At 45.0% G+C, this 17,404-nt stretch carries 13 protein-coding genes and 4 pseudogenes; 13 read left to right on the top strand and 4 right to left on the bottom strand.

Annotated elements, in window-relative coordinates:
* Nucleotides 1–162 precede the first annotated feature (162 nt).
* Together AB4323_RS10555 and AB4323_RS10550 are read left to right on the top strand one after the other, a co-directional pair.
* Nucleotides 163–1,497 carry a sphingomyelin phosphodiesterase gene (locus tag AB4323_RS10555; protein ID WP_102427807.1) on the top strand — a complete coding sequence of 445 codons (1,335 nt, stop codon included), beginning with the start codon at nt 163–165 and terminating at the stop codon, nt 1,495–1,497.
* Nucleotides 1,498–1,536: 39 nt separating this feature from the next.
* Nucleotides 1,537–2,487, top strand: a complete 951-nt coding sequence (locus tag AB4323_RS10550) for a chromosome partitioning protein ParA (RefSeq protein ID WP_102427806.1) — start codon at nt 1,537–1,539, stop codon at nt 2,485–2,487.
* A 4-nt stretch (nt 2,488–2,491) separates the two neighbouring features.
* Here the strand turns inward: AB4323_RS10550 and AB4323_RS10545 are convergent, their stop codons facing one another.
* Nucleotides 2,492–3,526 (bottom strand): AraC family transcriptional regulator, encoded by a 1,035-nt coding sequence (locus AB4323_RS10545; protein WP_372102218.1) that lies wholly within the window; start codon nt 3,524–3,526, stop codon nt 2,492–2,494.
* 169 nt (nt 3,527–3,695) lie between these two features.
* Here AB4323_RS10545 and AB4323_RS10540 point away from each other — a divergent pair, with 169 nt between their 5' ends.
* The 7 genes from AB4323_RS10540 to purT all read left to right on the top strand — a co-directional run bounded on the left by AB4323_RS10540 (nt 3,696) and on the right by purT (nt 10,941).
* The gene (locus AB4323_RS10540; protein WP_372102219.1) at nt 3,696–4,709 is read left to right on the top strand and encodes a DUF2804 domain-containing protein; all 1,014 of its coding nucleotides are present in this window, start codon (nt 3,696–3,698) and stop codon (nt 4,707–4,709) included.
* Nucleotides 4,710–4,796: 87 nt separating this feature from the next.
* Nucleotides 4,797–5,645 carry a sterol desaturase family protein gene (locus tag AB4323_RS10535; RefSeq protein WP_372102220.1) on the top strand — a complete coding sequence of 283 codons (849 nt, stop codon included), beginning with the start codon at nt 4,797–4,799 and terminating at the stop codon, nt 5,643–5,645.
* Nucleotides 5,646–5,851: 206 nt separating this feature from the next.
* A complete protein-coding gene (gene sbcB, locus AB4323_RS10530; RefSeq protein ID WP_017091224.1) occupies nt 5,852–7,276 on the top strand; it encodes an exodeoxyribonuclease I in 1,425 nt (474 codons plus the stop codon).
* A gap of 25 nt (nt 7,277–7,301) precedes the next feature.
* Complete coding sequence (locus AB4323_RS10525; RefSeq protein ID WP_004734867.1) at nt 7,302–7,673, top strand: CidA/LrgA family protein; 372 nt, start codon at nt 7,302–7,304, stop codon at nt 7,671–7,673.
* 2 nt (nt 7,674–7,675) lie between these two features.
* Complete coding sequence (locus AB4323_RS10520) at nt 7,676–8,353, top strand: LrgB family protein (RefSeq protein ID WP_372102221.1); 678 nt, start codon at nt 7,676–7,678, stop codon at nt 8,351–8,353.
* A gap of 357 nt (nt 8,354–8,710) precedes the next feature.
* Nucleotides 8,711–9,598, top strand: coding sequence for a cytidine deaminase (cdd, locus tag AB4323_RS10515; protein WP_017069825.1), 888 nt, complete (start codon nt 8,711–8,713; stop codon nt 9,596–9,598).
* Between the two features lie 167 nt (nt 9,599–9,765).
* Complete coding sequence (purT, locus tag AB4323_RS10510) at nt 9,766–10,941, top strand: formate-dependent phosphoribosylglycinamide formyltransferase (protein WP_372152399.1); 1,176 nt, start codon at nt 9,766–9,768, stop codon at nt 10,939–10,941.
* A 113-nt stretch (nt 10,942–11,054) separates the two neighbouring features.
* Here the strand turns inward: purT and AB4323_RS10505 are convergent, their stop codons facing one another.
* A complete protein-coding gene (locus tag AB4323_RS10505) occupies nt 11,055–11,708 on the bottom strand; it encodes a thiopurine S-methyltransferase (protein WP_372117441.1) in 654 nt (217 codons plus the stop codon).
* A gap of 324 nt (nt 11,709–12,032) precedes the next feature.
* Here AB4323_RS10505 and AB4323_RS10500 point away from each other — a divergent pair, with 324 nt between their 5' ends.
* Together AB4323_RS10500 and AB4323_RS10495 are read left to right on the top strand one after the other, a co-directional pair.
* Entirely contained in the window at nt 12,033–12,809 is a 777-nt protein-coding gene (locus AB4323_RS10500; RefSeq protein ID WP_017059130.1) for a RelA/SpoT domain-containing protein, read from the top strand.
* A 193-nt stretch (nt 12,810–13,002) separates the two neighbouring features.
* Nucleotides 13,003–13,997, top strand: a pseudogene (locus AB4323_RS10495) (ABC transporter substrate-binding protein).
* A 172-nt stretch (nt 13,998–14,169) separates the two neighbouring features.
* Here AB4323_RS10495 and ihfA read toward each other — a convergent pair.
* Nucleotides 14,170–14,466: an integration host factor subunit alpha gene (ihfA, locus tag AB4323_RS10490; RefSeq protein ID WP_004734853.1), complete on the bottom strand. Its 297-nt coding sequence runs from the start codon at nt 14,464–14,466 to the stop codon at nt 14,170–14,172.
* A 449-nt stretch (nt 14,467–14,915) separates the two neighbouring features.
* On the opposite strand from ihfA, the pseudogene AB4323_RS10485 reads away from it, so the two are divergent.
* Nucleotides 14,916–15,053, top strand: a pseudogene (locus tag AB4323_RS10485) (GTP-binding protein); the annotation flags it as partial.
* 117 nt (nt 15,054–15,170) lie between these two features.
* Here the strand turns inward: AB4323_RS10485 and AB4323_RS10480 are convergent.
* Nucleotides 15,171–15,903: pseudogene (locus AB4323_RS10480) on the bottom strand (DMT family transporter); the annotation flags it as partial.
* On the opposite strand from AB4323_RS10480, the pseudogene AB4323_RS10475 reads away from it, so the two are divergent.
* Nucleotides 15,894–17,180, top strand: a pseudogene (locus tag AB4323_RS10475) (PLP-dependent aminotransferase family protein); the annotation flags it as partial. The pseudogenes AB4323_RS10480 and AB4323_RS10475 sit on opposite strands and share 10 nt — an antisense overlap.
* Between the last annotated feature and the right edge of the window lie 224 nt (nt 17,181–17,404).

Genomic DNA, 17,404 nt, shown 5'->3' with positions numbered 1-17,404 from the left:
ATCATTCCGATAAGACAATATGTTAATTTTCAATGGTTAATCAATTTTATAAAACCTTGGCATATATCTCATATTTGAATAAATGCCATAGAGTTATAACTCCAATGTCATAACTCTTGACTACGTTATTCTAGACATCAATCAATAAGGATAACGTAAACGATGAAAACTCAATGGACTTGGTTAGCTGCACTTGTGGCATCCACATCAATCGCTTCGACCTCTGCGATCGCAGACACCGACGTGTATCTCACCAATAACACCAATCAAGTGATGACCATTCAAGCCAACCACACTGGTACCGACCTACTTCAACTCGGTGATGAGTGGCAACAGCATGTTGAACAGATTGGTCCTTGGGAGACGAAGAAGCTGATAAGTTTCAACCGCTGGACTGGTGTGAAATCTGGGAAGACCTATGAGTTTGACACTGTGGTATCAAACGCTGTGGGCGAAAGTGTCACGCTCAACCAAACCATGAAGGGACATTGGTATAACTCGACACTGCAACATGGTTTGAGTGCCGCAGACGTCAACCTAACATTGCATGACGATCGTAATATTCATCGCAGCACAACCGATGCGTTCGGGGTCAATGCAGAGCTAGCCCTCAAAGCCGATTCTACAGCGCGCTATGATGATATTTATTACACCATCACCCCACCAAAAGTGGATGAGCAACCAGAGCCGGATGCCAATACACTCAAGGTCATGACTTACAACATCTGGGCGCTGCCTGCCATCGCTTCACATATTGGTGACCGCTATGACCTACTCCCTCAATATGTAAAGGGCTATGACGTGTTGGCGCTTCAAGAGGTGTTTGCTAACGGCAGAGATGAGTTCTTGCGTGAGCTTGCGAAAGAGTATCCTTATCAAACTAAAATGCTCGATAAAGATGGGATTAACATATACGACGGTGGTGTGATCATTGTCAGCCGCTATCCTATCGTTAATGAAGCGCAGTATGTTTTCCCTGATTGCACGGGCACAGATTGCTTTGCTGATAAAGGTGTTAACTACGCGGAAGTTATCAAGAATGGTCAGGCTTACCATGTTTTCGGTACCCACACGGCATCATTCGATACGGACACCGCTCGTGATTACCGACAACGTCAATTCAAGCAGATGCGTGCACTGGCGCAGTCTCTGAATATCCCGGCATCAGAAACTGTGGTTTACAGCGGTGACTTCAACGTGAACAAGCTCAAGTTCCCAGACGACTACCAACAGATGTTCGCTAACCTGCAAGCTGACGAACCAACCTACTCAGGTTACACCGCTTCTACCTTTGACCCACGCATCAACAACTTTGCGGGTGAACCTATGTCGGGTGGTGAAAACGTTGAGTATCTCGATTATGTGGTAGTGAGCTCGGAATATGCCGCCAAAGCTCATAACGACAATCGTGTGGATGTCCCAAGATCAACAAGCAGTGAGTTATGGAAGCACTACAACCTTTCAGACCACTTCCCTGTTAGCGCCGTCATTAAGTAACTCGGTGAACGCATAATGCATCGAGTTATATTAACCCTAATGCTCGTCTTAACGGCGAGCATTATTGGCTATTCTTGGTCATCAAAAACGAACGAAACAGCGCTATCTTCTGCTCAACACACAGAACCTAAGCCGCGTGTTTCTACGACAACTAATGACGATAATTCCACGCCTACTGCAACCGCTAGTTCGGAAAACTCCGCATCGCACAGCAATCAAGCCCAAGCTGGAGCACTGGACGGTAAAATTCTTGCTGAAAACTTGAGTGAGCTTGAAGGCAAGGCTTTGTTCGATGAACTCGATGGGTTCTGGAAGCTTTGCCAACAACGCGATGACTGCGCAAAGCAACTCGCACGATTGAAATCAGAATTGCCGGGCATATGGTTTGAGTTACTGAGCGACTATCCGCAGCTATCGGCTGACTGGCAATTAACACAAAGCACTATCCCACTTGAATCCATAGAGACTCTTGAAGATCGTGTTGCCTTATTCAAGCAATCTGCACAGCAAGTATGGGGAGAGTTGGCCCACCAGCTATTCGCTGACCAGTTTGCTCATCTGGATTTTACGCTTGACGCCAACACCCTTGAAGAGAACGAAGCGAGCCAGTTTTTGGCCAACTATCAAGATTTGCTTAGTGAATGGCAAAACAATACGGGCACGTTAAACGCCGAAACACAGCTTCAAAAATATGAACTGGCAGTATCTTTGATACCCAGCAGCTATAGCCCTGCTGAAGTAGCATCAGTCAAAGCCGACCTTCAAGATGCCTACTTAGATGAAGCGCAGGCCAGCAACATTGCCGCGCGAGAACAACAAGTCGCACAACAGCAACAAACCGTGATGAGTTATCACGTGCAACTGGATCAGCTCAAAGCGACCTTAGGCTCTCAGCGTTCATCAAGTTATGCCACTTGGACTCAACAAGATTGGGACAGTTACTATCAGCAGCAAGTCACCGATTTCAGAGAACAGTTCTTTAGCAAGTAACGCCTTAACTTAAACCATCACGAAACTGAGCGGGCGTTTTATTGAGCCAACCTTTAAACGCCCTTCTGAAATTTGCAGGGTCGCTATAACCGAGCCTTTCACCGATGTCATCAATGCTCATGGTTGTGCCGAGTAATAGCTCTTTGGCCAGCTCCACTCGAACTTCGGTAAGCAATATTTGGTAACTGGATTCATGGGTCACTAGCTCTCGCCTGAGTGTACGAGAGCTACAACCAAACTCATCCGCGAGTTGTTCAATATTCGGGAAACTACCTGCGGTTTGATAAAAGATCGTTTTGATCTGATTAGTCAGCAGATGCTCAGAGTCCAACGTTTCGACTATCGACTGGCAAGACGCAAGATAGCGCTTCAGTGTCGCGGCATCATGAGTCAATAAGGTCTGTGATAAAACCGAGGCATCAAAACGCAATTCACAATGGCTCTGCTCAAAAACTACAGGGCACTGGAAACGGTCGTCATAGAGCTTAGCGTAATTGGGACGAGCATAAGGCAAAGCCAAAGTGTGAATATCCAGCTCATGACCAGTCAGTTCTTTGAACAAAGAGACGATGGAACTTAAGAAATACTCACTGCAGAAAGGGAGCAGATCGCCCACTTCCAAGGTGTTCTCAATCTGAATCACTGCATGCTCGGAATCTAGAAACAATTTAACCGAGAAAATAGGACCGTTCAGGCGCAGATATTTAAAGCCCGACTTGATGGCCTCCCCGACATTTTGACTGGTCGATAGCGCATAACCCAACACACCAAAGTGGCTCAAGCTAGCGTGTTCCCCCAGCCAAAGCCCTAAGCCATCGTGAGGAAAGCTCTGATTCGCCACGCTAAATAACGCAAGTTTATCAGCGTAAGTCAGCTTTCCATTCGGGTCTCGCCAATCCATGTTCGGCAAACCCACATCATTGAGTAGCCTTTCAATATCGAGACCTCGTTGCTCTAACGTATTCAACAGCAGCGCGATATCTAATGTACCCAACTGATGCCGATGTCCGGTCGGCTTATACTCCGCGATAATCTCCAATCGTCTCTCCTTATATCGAGCCCATTCCCATCAACATGACGACTCAGCTTCAACAACACTACTGACAAAATCGTGATTGGTAACGCGCTCTTGTCCGAATATGACCTCCCAATTCTACGCTACTCATCGCACAATGGCTTTAGTTGTTAAATTTATGTGAACTATCGCAATGATAAAAACGAATCCTGCTCCACACAGTTTGATTGATTCTAATGGTCAGCCGATCATTGGACATTTCGATGGCATCCCAAAGCACCTGAACATCGAGAACTTTGACTACCGAAACTCGATGGATGCAAAAGCAAACTCTTGGCAGAAGCACTTCCACTACAAACAATTCCAATTTGTCAGCATTGTTACCGACACGCACATTATTGGTGTCGCTATCGCGGATATTCGCTACTTAGGCTCGGCATTTTGTTATCTGTACGATATTGAAAACAACCATCTAGAAGAGGCATCTTGGTTGAGGCCATTAGGGTTTGATAAACAAGTTACCGCTTCGCCATTTGACGGCACGACAAACATTGCAGGCCAAAGCATTACCTTTGAGATTGAAGGCGGACAATGGCAAGTTCGCTTGAATACCAAACTCATCAAGGCCGATATCGCTTTAGAGCCTGAAACCGACAGCTTGCCAATGGCGATGTGCAGCCCAACGGGTTATTCAGGTTGGACTTACACCCAAAAGCACAATGCTTTGCGCATCAGCGGTGAAATCCAAATCAAGGGAGAATCACTCGTTCTCCAACAAGCTCGTGCCGGTTATGACTTTTCAGCGGGTTACATGAGGCGTGAGACCAGTTGGCGCTGGGCAAGTATCAACACGCAATCCAATGGCACAGATATTGGCCTAAACCTCGCGGCGGGCGTGAATGAGACTGGAGGCTGCGAAAGCGTATTGTGGGTCAGTGGAACCAGACACTTACTTAACCCGGTACAGTTTACGTTCAGTCGCCAAGACACGAATTTACCTTGGCAGATAACATCACAAGATGGACGTATAAACCTGACCTTTACGCCCTTAAATAACCGCAGCGAAAAGCTCAATTTATGGCTGTTAAAGAGTAACTTTCGTCAGTTCATTGGTCACTTTTCTGGCTCGATTGAAGACAACAATGGAGTGACACATCAACTCGATGGTGTTCTTGGCCTAACAGAAGATCACTTTGCTCGCTGGTAACGTAATTCTGCTGATTGAATCTCAGGCGAGCAAGTCTAAGTAAACTTGATACTAAGAACGCGTATGGCGTCTCAACAAGGATAAAACATGAATATCGACGCATTAATCAATCACCCAGAATGGCTACTGCTGGTATTAGCGCCCTTATTCGTGGTGTGCATGTTGGCTGAGTATTTTATCGGTCAGAAGCAAGGTCGACTACCAGACAATTCCAACTATAAACTTTCAGAAGTGATGTGTAACTTCACGCTGGCGGGAATGCATCAACTCTCCGATTTGCTCACTGGGTTATTGGTCGTGCAGCTGTATCTATGGCTGTTTGGTTGGCGCTTAATGGACATTGAAATGGGCGTGCTGAGTTTTGTCGTATTGATGGTGTTACAAGACTTTTTCTATTATTGGTTCCATAGAGCAAGCCATCGTATTCGCTGGATGTGGGCCGCGCACGTCGCGCACCACAGTTCAGAACAGATGAACTTCAGTACGGCTTTCCGTCAGAGTTTGATGTACCCATTCGCAGGCATGTGGCTATTTTGGGTACCGCTCGTCATCATAGGTTTCGACCCTAAATGGGTCATCTTTGTGGTGCTTCTGAATCTAGGTTTGCAGTTCTTCGTCCATACACAATGGATACGAAGCTTGGGGCCACTTGAATACATCTTTAATACCCCTTCGCATCATCGAGTACATCACGGCAAAAACCCGCAATACATTGATAAGAACTACGCCGGCGTTCTTATTATCTGGGATAAGTTATTTGGTACATTCGAACCTGAAGTTGAAACTGTACGTTATGGCGTCACCAAACCCGTGAACAGTTTTAATCCGATAGTGGTCACCTTTCAAGAATGGAAGGCCATATTCAAAGATTTGAAGAACCGAGAGTTAACCATGAAGCAGAAAGTCCAGTTGATACTCTCGCCTCCATCGGATTAAACGGACGATAGACAGATTGTATTAACTAAGAAACCGCCTCAATTGGTTTCAAAACCTTCCCCACTGACTCGATTGAATAGTAAAGCACCGTTTTCCGGCAATTTATTTGTGATCTGGGTTGCACGCGTACCGCATACTATCAGATACTGAACAAAACTAACCTTCAGCCACAGTAAACGTTCTGCGCTTGCTGTTCAGGAAATTCAATGAGTTCAGATAATCAGCCGACCTACTTCTTTTTCGATTACGAAACTTGGGGCGTTAGCCCAGCAAAAGACCGTCCGAGTCAATTTGCAGGTGTTCGTACCGACCAAGATTTCAATGTTATTGGAGAGCCTCTGGTTATCTATTGCCAACCTCCCGCTGATTACCTCCCTGCGCCTGAAGCTGCGTTGATCACCCGTATCACACCACAGAAAGCGGCTTCACAAGGTCTCCCTGAGCCAGAGTTTATCGCTAAGATCCATGCTGAGTTAGCGAAACCTAACACCACAAGCCTTGGCTACAACAGTATTCGATTTGATGATGAAGTAACGCGTTACACCTGTTACCGAAACTTCATCGACCCATATGCGTGGAGCTGGCAGAATGGCAACTCTCGTTGGGATTTATTAGATGTAATGCGCGCTGTTCACGCACTGCGTCCTGAAGGCATTGTTTGGCCAGAGAACGAAGAAGGTTACCCAAGCTTCAAACTGGAACACCTATCTGTGGCAAACGGCATTGAACACGAGAACGCGCACGATGCGATGGCCGATGTTATTGCGACCATCGAGTTAGCGAAGAAGCTGAAAGCTGCGCAACCTAAGATGTTCGATTACCTTTACAACATGCGTCATAAGCGTAAGCTGAATGATCTGGTTGATATCGTAAACATGACACCATTGATGCACGTTTCGGGCATGTTTGGCCGTGACTGCAACTACACAAGTTGGATTGTGCCTATGGCTTGGCACCCAACCAATCAAAATGCGGTTATCGTGGTTGATTTAGCCAAAGATCCAAGCCCACTGTTAGAACTGGACGCTGATGAACTCAGAGACAGACTCTACACCAAACGCAGTGAACTGGGTGAAGACGAGCTACCAGTACCAATCAAATTGGTTCAACTGAACAAGTGCCCTATTCTTGCTCCAGCCAAAACGCTGACGGCTGAAAATGCCGAAACCATCGGTATCGATCGCCAACAATGCTTGAAGAACTTGGCACTGCTGCGCGAACACCCAGAGATCCGCGAAAAACTGATCGGCCTGTACTCACAAGAGCGAGAGTACGAAAAGAGTGATGATGTTGATACACACCTTTATGACGGTTTCTTCTCACCTGCTGATAAAACAGCGATGAACATCATTCGCGAAACTGACCCAAATAACTTGGCAGCTTTAGATATCACCTTCGGTGATGAACGTATTAAACCGTTACTGTTCCGTTACCGTGCTCGTCATTTCCCATGGACGCTCGACGAAGCTGAGCAATTGAAATGGGCGAACCATTGTCGTGAGTTTTATGAAAGCCGTTTAGAAGAGTACATGCTAAACCTTGAAAACCTCGCGCATGAACATGAAAGCGACGAGAAGAAAATGGCTATCTTGAAGGCGGTTTATCAATACGTAGAAAAGTTAGCTAGCTAATTCCATTATCAAGAGACGTAACACTTTGAAAGAAAGATTGATCCAACTGGTTTACTGCTTAATCTCCTTCACCTTAATCATAGGTGCACTTACAGCAGGTAACGCGTTACAGCACTTTTTGGATACCTCAATCCCTGGCAGTATTTTTGGCATGTTGATTCTGTTTGCCGCCATGGTGATTGGTATTGTTCCTTCGCACTGGGTACAACCCGGCGCAAGCTTGATTATCCGCCTAATGATCTTACTGTTTGTTCCGATCAGTGTTGGGTTGATGGATCACTTCGACATGCTCATCGCGAACGCATTGCCAATTATGGCGAGCGCCGTTGGTGGCACATTATTGGTGTTAGTATCCTTATCATGGTTCTTAGACCGCTTGCTTTCGAGAGGTAACTGATCATGTGGATTCTACTCACCATCGTGGTATTCCTATTTGCTCGCTGGGTAAGTCAAAAAGTAAACTCGCCGCTGTGTAACCCCCTGCTTATCAGCATTGGTATCATCATTCCGATGCTCACGTTCTTTAGAGTACCGTTTGAGACTTACTATGCTGACAACACTTGGATTACCTACATGCTGCAGCCTGCGGTTGTTGCACTTGCTTACCCACTTTATGAGCAGCTACCTCAAATCAGAGCCAACTGGCGCATCATTACCTTTGCGTGCACGCTAGGCAGTGTGATGTCGATGACAACAACGGCATTAATAGCAGTGGCTTTTAAAGCGGACTTAACTTTGATTGCGAGTTTATTAGGTAAGTCAGTCACCACACCAATTGCGATGGAAGTATCGAGCCATTTAGGTGGTGAAGCAGCGATTGCGGCAATACTGGTATTGATTGTGGGTCTATTTGGGGCAATTTTTGCTTACCCAATCTACAACCTCATTGGTATTAAGAGCCCGATCGCCCGTGGTTTAACCATGGGTACCGTGTCTCACGCTTTAGGCACCGCGACTTGTGCGGAAAAGAATCAGGAAGATGCAGCATTCAGTTCTTTGGCTCTTGTGCTTTGTGGCGTCATTACCTCAATCATCGCACCGAGTATATTTTCGCTCGTGGTTTGGTTCTATTCTTAACCACTTTGATTACAGTTTATACGCGCTCTAATAGATGAGTTGGTAAATAGCTAAACTCACTGGTTCGCGAATTTTAAGCGTTACAGATATCAATAAGCCCAAGCATAACCTGATTATTTCAGTGATAGCTTGGGCTTTTTTCTCGCAATTACTCGGCAATAGCAGTCAAATCGCGCCCTGTTTAGGCCAATAAGTGGGATATCAATGGTAGTTTTTACTCTTGCAATCGATTTCATCTGTGACCTCACTCTAATTATGCAAACCAATGTAACAACAACAACGCAGTAGTGATAAAGGTCACAGAAAATTCCTGAGCATTGCATAGAATTAAAGCCTAAGGTCAATTAAGGATTCAACATGAACAGTCGTATTACCCTGGCGCTGGAAAGTGCTCCAACAGCAATCAAAGCACTTTTGAGTGACATCGTATTAGCAGACAACTTTGACGCGACATTGTCTCCAGAACAATTTGCTAGCCTACTGCAAGCAAGTGGTCTAGCGGATGACGAACTACGTATTGCGCTACTTCCTTTTGCCGCAGCGTATTCTTACGCTCCGTTATCTGACTTTTATGTTGGTGCAATCGTGCGTGGTTTGTCTGGTACTCTGTATTTTGGTGCAAACCTTGAAATCGCTGGTGCTCAACTTGGTCAAACCGTTCACGCTGAGCAATCTGCAATCAGCCACGCTTGGATGAAAGGCGAACTAGGTATCTCAGATATCACCATAAACTTCAGTCCTTGTGGTCACTGTCGTCAATTCATGAACGAACTGACCACAGCAAAAGAACTTAAAGTTCAGCTTCCACAACGTGATGAAATGTCTCTGCAAGAGTACCTACCAGACTCATTCGGCCCTGCTGATTTAGGTGTGACGACTGGCCTAATGACTAAGCTTGATCATAAGTACACGACCGAAGAAACAACGCCTATTGTTGTAGAAGCGCTAGCAGCACTAAACCGCAGCCATGCTCCTTACACCAAAAACCTAAGTGGTGTTTCACTGCAATTGACGTCGGGTGAGATTTTCACCGGTGCTTACGCTGAAAACGCAGCGTTCAACCCGAGCTTACCTCCTCTACAAGTGGCGTTGATTCAACTTAAACTGGCTGGCTTCGATTTTGAACAGATTGAAAGTGCAGCGTTGGTTGAAATTGCCGAAGGTAGCATCAGTCACCTAGCGGATACGCAATCTACATTAGAAGCGATTAATCCCGACATTCCAGTGACTTACTTAGCAATCTAAGTACATCTAGTTAACAATAATTTAAATAAGCAGCCCTATTTAACGGGGCTGCTTTTTTTATACTTGTAATTAACGTAGCAACTTGCGCAAACGTTTGCTTTTGTCATTTAAATAAGTATGATCACCCCGTTTTCAATCAATCGTTTAAAAGATCGGAAGGAATTTCTATGTTTGGTACCGCTACTCGTGAAAATGCTACTCGTGTACTTCTATTAGGTTCAGGTGAACTCGGCAAAGAAGTTGCTATCGAGTGCCAACGTTTAGGTTTGGAAGTTATTGCTTGTGATCGTTATGCAGACGCACCAGCAATGCAAGTTGCACATCGTAGTCATGTATTAGACATGTTAGACGGCGATGCACTGCAAGCAGTCATTGAACTTGAAAAACCAGATTATGTGGTTCCTGAAATTGAAGCTATTGCCACCAGCAAGTTGGTAGAGCTGGAAGCGCAAGGTTTAAATGTCGTTCCCACTGCAAATGCGACTAAGCTAACGATGAACCGCGAAGGTATCCGTCGCCTAGCTGCAGAAGAGCTAAAGCTGAACACTTCTCCTTACCGCTTTGCAGACACCTTTGAAGATTTCTCAGCCGCTGTTGAATTCGTGGGCATGCCTTGCGTTGTTAAGCCAGTAATGAGCTCTTCAGGTAAAGGCCAAAGCGTTATCAAAACAGAGGAAGACATTCAGAAGTCTTGGGACTACGCACAAGAAGGCGGTCGTACTGGCGCGGGTCGTGTAATCGTTGAAGGCTTCATCGACTTCGATTACGAAATTACGCTACTTACCGTTCGCGCAGTCGACGGTGTTCACTTCTGTGCGCCTATCGGTCACCGCCAAGAAGACGGTGATTACCGCGAATCATGGCAGCCACAGGTCATGTCTGACAACGCACTTAAAGCGGCGCAATACACGGCAGAGCAAGTGGTTAACGCATTAGGCGGTCACGGCATCTTTGGTGTTGAACTGTTCGTTAAAGGCGACCACGTGATCTTCAATGAAGTCTCCCCTCGCCCACATGATACTGGCTTGGTTACTCTGATGTCTCAAGACTCATCGGAATTTGCACTACACGTACGCGCATTTACAGGTATGCCGATCAAATCAATTACTCAGTATGGCCCTTGTGCCTCTGCCGTAATCCTTGGTCAAGGCACATCAACGAATATCCGCTTTGAAGGCCTTGCAGAAGCGCTAGACGCACCACAAACGCAAGTTCGCTTGTTTGGTAAGCCTGATATCGATGGTCGCCGTCGTCTTGGTGTGGCGCTTACTCGTCGCAACAGCACTGAGACAGCGATTGAAGATGCAATTGAGAGCGCGTCAAAAGTAAAAGTGATTTACTAACCTGCTATTCAATTCTGAACAATCACGAGTTCAAATCTGAACCATAAAAAGACGGGCTATCGAGCCCGTCTTTTTGTTGGTGTTATCTGTTCGCTTAACTAAGCAGACTGAACTTAAGCGTCTGACTCAATCAAATACACTTCTTCACAGAAGCGAGACAAGCCTTTCTTAGCAATCTTCGGATGTTCATCGTTCGCTATATCTTGATTCAACAATGTAATTTTGTATCCTGCAAACAATTGAGCAATCTCTAACTTAGGTACGCTAAACGGAGGCCCAGCCATTTCGTTTTGGTCGTAATCCAGTGTTACCAAAAGAATCTTACCACCCGGTTTCAGTAGTTGTTTCAAACGCTCGACATACTGCACTCGCATCTCTTCAGGCAATGCGACTAAAGACGCGCGATCATAAATGGTATCGACAGGTTGGATTGGCGCTGAAAAGTAATCGCCCGTGTAGATGTTCAGTTCATCGAATTGGTAGAGCTCGTGCTGACCGCTAATTTGAGTCACAGTCGGGGTATAAAGGTGCTCTGCAAAAAATGCGCGAACCGCAATCTGGCTTAACTCGACACCTTGAACATCTTCATGCTTTGAAGCTAGCCAAATCAGATCTTCACTTTTGCCACAAAGTGGAACAAACACACTCTTCTCGTAGCTAGGCTCAGTCTTTTCCCAAAATTTAATCAGAAGTGGGTTTACATCTTCGAGGTGGAAACCAATTTGGTTGGCTGCCCATTTATTGTGCCAAAATTCAGGATTATTCATCTTTCGTTCATGTTAAACAGTCATAATGCAAGGGTACAGTATAGAGAGGTAAGAGCAACCTTAGCTTGGTTTAAAGTACTAAATTGATTTCGATAAAATCAGAAACTGGCTAAGTTCAAAGTTCTGATAATTGCGGAACTAACGGTTGGGTTATTTGGCTATATCTTCACATTTTAAAGCAATATTAAACGTTAGAATTGGTTTCTGTCTTAGCTAGCCCCATTAAATATGTAGTGAGTTTAGTTAAGCTGTTTTTACTCTTGTGCGTTACTGGTTACCCCTTTTGACTACCCGTTTTTTGTAACCTTGTATTTTGGAGTTTGAATGAGTGTATTTCTCCGTACGACGGCCCTAATGCTTTTGGTATTGAGCCGAGCGCCTGCATTCGCAGCAGCACCTGTTTCAACAAGTTCAACAGATCAAACGCGCACTCCTGCGCAAAACCAAGTATCTTCAAACGTATTCCGTCATAGTTTGAGCGGCCTTTACGGCATCAAAGCCTTCGACTCACGCCCGACTCAGCCTTACACCGACTTCGATATTTTGTACAGCAAAGCGCATCAAGGCCAAGCTGAACTAGAAACTATCTGTAAAAGTACTGCCCTACTCACCAATTCTGAAGCGCTATTTGCTGGCGTTAAATCTCAAGCTCGCGCAGAAGAAAAAATCGCCCTTGAGCTTGATGGTGATGTGACAAAAATTACCGACTTAGCCCGTGCAACTATCATCGCGAACGATGTGGAGAGCTTGGTTGAAGTTTACGAAGCGCTAAGCCGTGAAGCAGACGTTGTTAAGCTGAAAAATAAGTTTAAATCGCCGGCTGACTCTGGTTACCGTGACCTTAACTTGTTGGTTCGTTTACCTAAAACCAACATCATTGCAGAGGTTCAACTTCACTTAAAAGCGATTGCTGATGTGAAAAGTGGTCCTGAGCACGAGCTGTACGAAATTATCCAAGGTATTGAGCGTCACGCAATTGCAGAACATCGCCCAATCAACGATATCGAAGCGGCACAAATCAATAGCCTACGACGCCAATCTTTAGAGCTTTACCAACAAGCATGGCAACCGTACATTACAACGCACATTAAAGCGGCTTAACACATAGATAGGCTATTCCAATAAACATCACAAGGGCTGCACTCGCAGCCCTTTTTAGTACTTGTTGAGTAGCCTCTCCACTTCCTATCCCAAATAATCAGATCGTTTAAATTTAGATCTCAGTCTCTTTTCTCCGTCGAACATTTCTGTTTCTATAGCGAATAAGCTTCTGACAAGAAAAGGAATTACGTCAATGCAGAATAACAAATCCATGCTTTCCATCGCGCTACTTGCTGCGTTTTCTGTACACGCTAGTGCTGACGAATGCGGAAAGATCACCATTGCAGACATGAACTGGAACTCGGCGAGCCTATTGCTCATGTCGACCAATTCATTTTGAATAACGGCTACGGCTGTGAAGCGGACTTAATCCCCGGTGATAGCGTCCCTACGGGCACGTCAATGATTGAAAAAGGTCAACCTGATGTTGCGCCAGAGCTTTGGACTAATGGCATCAAAGAAGCGTTGGATAAGGGTGTTGCGGATAAGCGTCTACGTTACGCGGGCAAGTCTTTGGTCAACGGCGGTGAAGAAGGTTTCTGGGTACCAAACTACCTTGTTGAACAGTACCCAGAGCTTACAACCATTGAAGGTGTGATTAAAAACGCAAAGCTGTTTGAACACCCAGAAGATGATGAGAAGTTTGCGTTTTATCGCTGCCCTGCGGGTTGGACTTGTCAGATTACCTCCGGTCACCTGTTCGATGCGCTTAAGTTAGAAGATCACAATTTTGAAATGGTTGATCCCGGCTCAGGCGCCGCTTTAGCAGGTACGATAGCGAAAGCTTACGAACGCAAAAAAGCATGGTTTGGATATTACTGGTCGCCTACGCCTGTGCTAGGTAAGTATGAAATGGTGAAGGTTGATTTCGGAAGTGGTACTGACATTGAGGAATTCCGTAACTGTACGACACAACCTGATTGTGAATCTCCTAAAGTGACCATGTATCCACCAGCACCGGTTCACACAATCACCACAGAAGCCTTTGCTAATAACGAACCTCTTGCCTACCAATACTTTGAAAAGCGTGGTTTTACCAATAAACAAATGAGTGAGTTGCTGGCCTGGATGGAAGACAACCAAGCCGACGCCGAAGAAGCCATGTATTACTTTCTAGAAAGCTCACCACAGGTATGGAAGCCTTGGGTGTCTGAAGACATCGCAAGTAAGGTTCAACAAGCCCTTTAGAGTGAAGATTCAAAGTCAGAGGCCTAGCCTCTGTTTTCGCATCTAAAGCAAGTTCTTACCGGACAGTAAATAGATGGAGTTTGAGAAAGGTTACTAAAAATTAAAGAAATGCGTTTAGCTTAAACTCTATGCAGATACAAAAAGACCACGCTAGGCGTGGTCTATTGCTTGGCTACTTCTCGATTTTAATATTTTCGACACGGGCCTTTAGTTTTTGTCCCGGTCTAAAAGTAACAACACGTCGAGCAGAAATTGGAATGTCTTCACCAGTTTTCGGGTTACGACCAGGTCGCTCGTTTTTCTCGCGAAGATCAAAATTACCAAAACCAGACAGTTTTACCTGTTCGCCATTTTCGAGCGCTTTACGAACTTCTTCGAAAAACACTTCCACCGTTTCCTTGGCATCCCGCTTGCTGTATCCGAGTGTCTCAAACAGGTTCTCAGCCAAATCGGCCTTCGTGAGTGCCATAAAACTTTCCTCAAAGCTATGTTAAACATTGCTACCATCGCCAGTAGCGCCAAAGCATTTACCCTATTCAATCAATGATATAAGGTCATTTACAAGGAAAGTGTATGCCAAGCTTCTGATTTTCGCCAACTTTTTTATCTTAACTATTTAATTATTCTTTCAAATCAGAAAGATAACTCGCTTCAAATTTCACATATATAGCTAAAAACCATCTACTCAACAGTAACGAAATGGCGTTATATTCCATACAAACAACCATTAATAGAATTTAAAACTTTAGCGAACTAAATAATAATTTTCGAGACTTTTCTCCGATACCCAATAAAATCAGCCACTTGATTTGATATGGGACTCAACAGAGGTTACTAAATAAGCGTTATTAAATATAAGATTTGTATCATTTCAGAATTTAATTCGAATTCACTTATAAAAGCCTATGTTCTTTTGAGGTTTTCGGTTACAACTTAACAGAGGATGGCTTGACGGAATCAGAACTCGATGAGTGTATCGAAATCAGAATAGAAATGATCGGTCTAGAAATAGACGATGATCTTGAGAGCCAGTTACTTGCGTGTATGGTTAGTTGATTGCTTAGTAAGTTGGTTATTTAAATAACTTCACTTCTTCGACATAGAATAAGACCTCACAAGTGCGAGGTCTTATTTGTCATTCAAAGCTGCTCATGCAATATCAGCTTTCTTCAATCATTTTTGTTCAGCAAGTGTTTGTGTCGCTTTGGTATTCGTTACATTCGCAGGTTTCACAATCAAACCAATTCCGACAAGAAACAGTATTGATGCAACAACCTGAGCCACAGACAGCACCTCATCATACATAAAGTAACCGCTAATCAATGCGAAGATAGGCACTAACAAGGTTAACGGCGCGGTCGTGCTTAAAGGGTATTGGATTAGCAGCTTATTCCATACCCAATAACCAAATAGCGTGGTTGGGTAAGCCTGAAACAGCACCGCAATCGTCGTGTTCCAATCCCATTGTTCGATGCCCTGCCAGATAATTTGGTCACCATGTAACATCACGGCAAATAACACTAATGGCACTGGAGCAAACAGCATCCCCCAGACATTGAACGCAAAAGCTTGAGTGGTTTTCGATGCCTTAACGATCACGCCCATCAAGGTCCAACTGCACGCCGCAATCATAATCAAGATCACGCCATTAACGGTGACATTGCCCGTTGCTGCAGATACCAATACCGCCAACGCACACATGGCTAGCATCGCACCCATTAATTTACGTACGGAAGCACTCTCCTTGAACACCCACACGCCAACCGCCATGCCGATTAATACGTTGGTTGAAAGCAAGACCGATGAAAGCCCAGACGATAAACCAGCAGTGATCGACCATGAAGCCATACCCCCAGATACCCACACCGAACACAAAGCCTTAACTGACTAAGTAGCGCCAAGCAACAGGCGATCAGCATGTCGACCGTGGTGAGCTGCTACCAAGAACTGGAATCACAAGGTTGGATTCATTCTCGACCGCAAGCGGGATATTTTTTTTCTCCTCATAAACCTGCTCACTCAACCCCTGAGTGGGCACAGTTTGAGAGTAAGATATCGAGTATTAAGCAAACCTCTTCGACCCACAACTCAATCAGCGGACCTTTAGGGGTTTCGAGCACCACCAATGATGAGCAGTCGATCGTTGAATTGGAACGAAGTTTTCGTCGCGCTATTAAACGGATGGGAAGTAGGCTCAACCATTACCCAGATACACAAGGTGAGCCGATGTTACAACAGGCATTATCCACTCACTTTGCCAAGCTCGATGTCCATTTTTCACCTGAAGAGATGGTTATCACTGCAGGCTGCATGTCGGCGATAAAAGCTGCACTTGAATCGTGTACCAAAGAAGGCGACACCATTGCGATTAGCTCTCCTTGTTTCAATGGCATTCTGGAGTTACTCGGAAAGATGTCTCGCCAAATCATAGAAATCCCATCGCTCGATGATGGTGTCGACTTGCAACAGCTAGAAGCGCATCTGAAGAACAAACGAGTCGATGCCGCGATCTTTTGTACCTCTCATATGAACCCTCAAGGGATCAACATGTCAGCCACTCAAAAGCAGAAACTGGCTGAATTAGCGAATCACTATCGAGTGCCGATCATTGAAGATGATGTGTATCTGGAACTGTCCTACTCCTCACACACGCCGCTCCCCGCGAAATACTACGACAAAGGCGGTTTTGTCTTATGGTGTGGATCAGTATCGAAAAGTTTGTCACCGAGTTACCGTTTGGGATGGTGCTTGCCGGGCAGGTTTATCAACGAATACAAGGCTCAGTTCTCAGCTGCGAGCTACAGCGTTGCCCTGCCTACTCAGCTTGCGGTTGCTGACTTTATTGGATCTGGCCAATACGCTAAGCACGTGAGGAGAAGATGCACTCAGATCTTGTCTTTGCGCCAACAATACCTAAGTTATTTGGCTCAGCACCTTCCTCAAGATGTGAAGATAAGTAATCCACTAGGTGGCATGGTGCTTTGGCTGCAAATCCCAAGCTTGAACCAGTCAGCCTTTGCTCAGGGCATTACCGAGAAGAACATTGATATTAGGCTTGGACACCTGTTCAGCACTCTCGACCTTTACAGCAATTGCTTACGCATCAATATTAGTTACTCGTTAGAGGGGAAAGCCAAGCAGCAATTGGACGACTTGATAGAACTGATTCACATTCATAGTTAATACGTGCTAATTCATAGCTAATACGTGCTAGTTAATAAACAAAGCTAGCACATCGTAGCTTTTCATAATCGACCTTTTCATAGCCACTCGAACACCGAATTTTAATAGCCTTTTATCATAAAAAAGAAGGCTATTATTCCCATCTGAACTAGGTTAAAGCCCCGAACCGTAAGGAAAATCACTCGCCTCAAAACCCTTAAATACTGAGTTTGCAAGCACGCACA

Source organism: Vibrio sp. 10N.261.52.C11, assembly GCF_041471405.1.
Taxonomy (GTDB): domain Bacteria; phylum Pseudomonadota; class Gammaproteobacteria; order Enterobacterales; family Vibrionaceae; genus Vibrio; species Vibrio crassostreae_C.
Note: the sequence above shows the minus strand (reverse complement) of the source record. Positions and strands in the feature narration are given on the sequence as shown.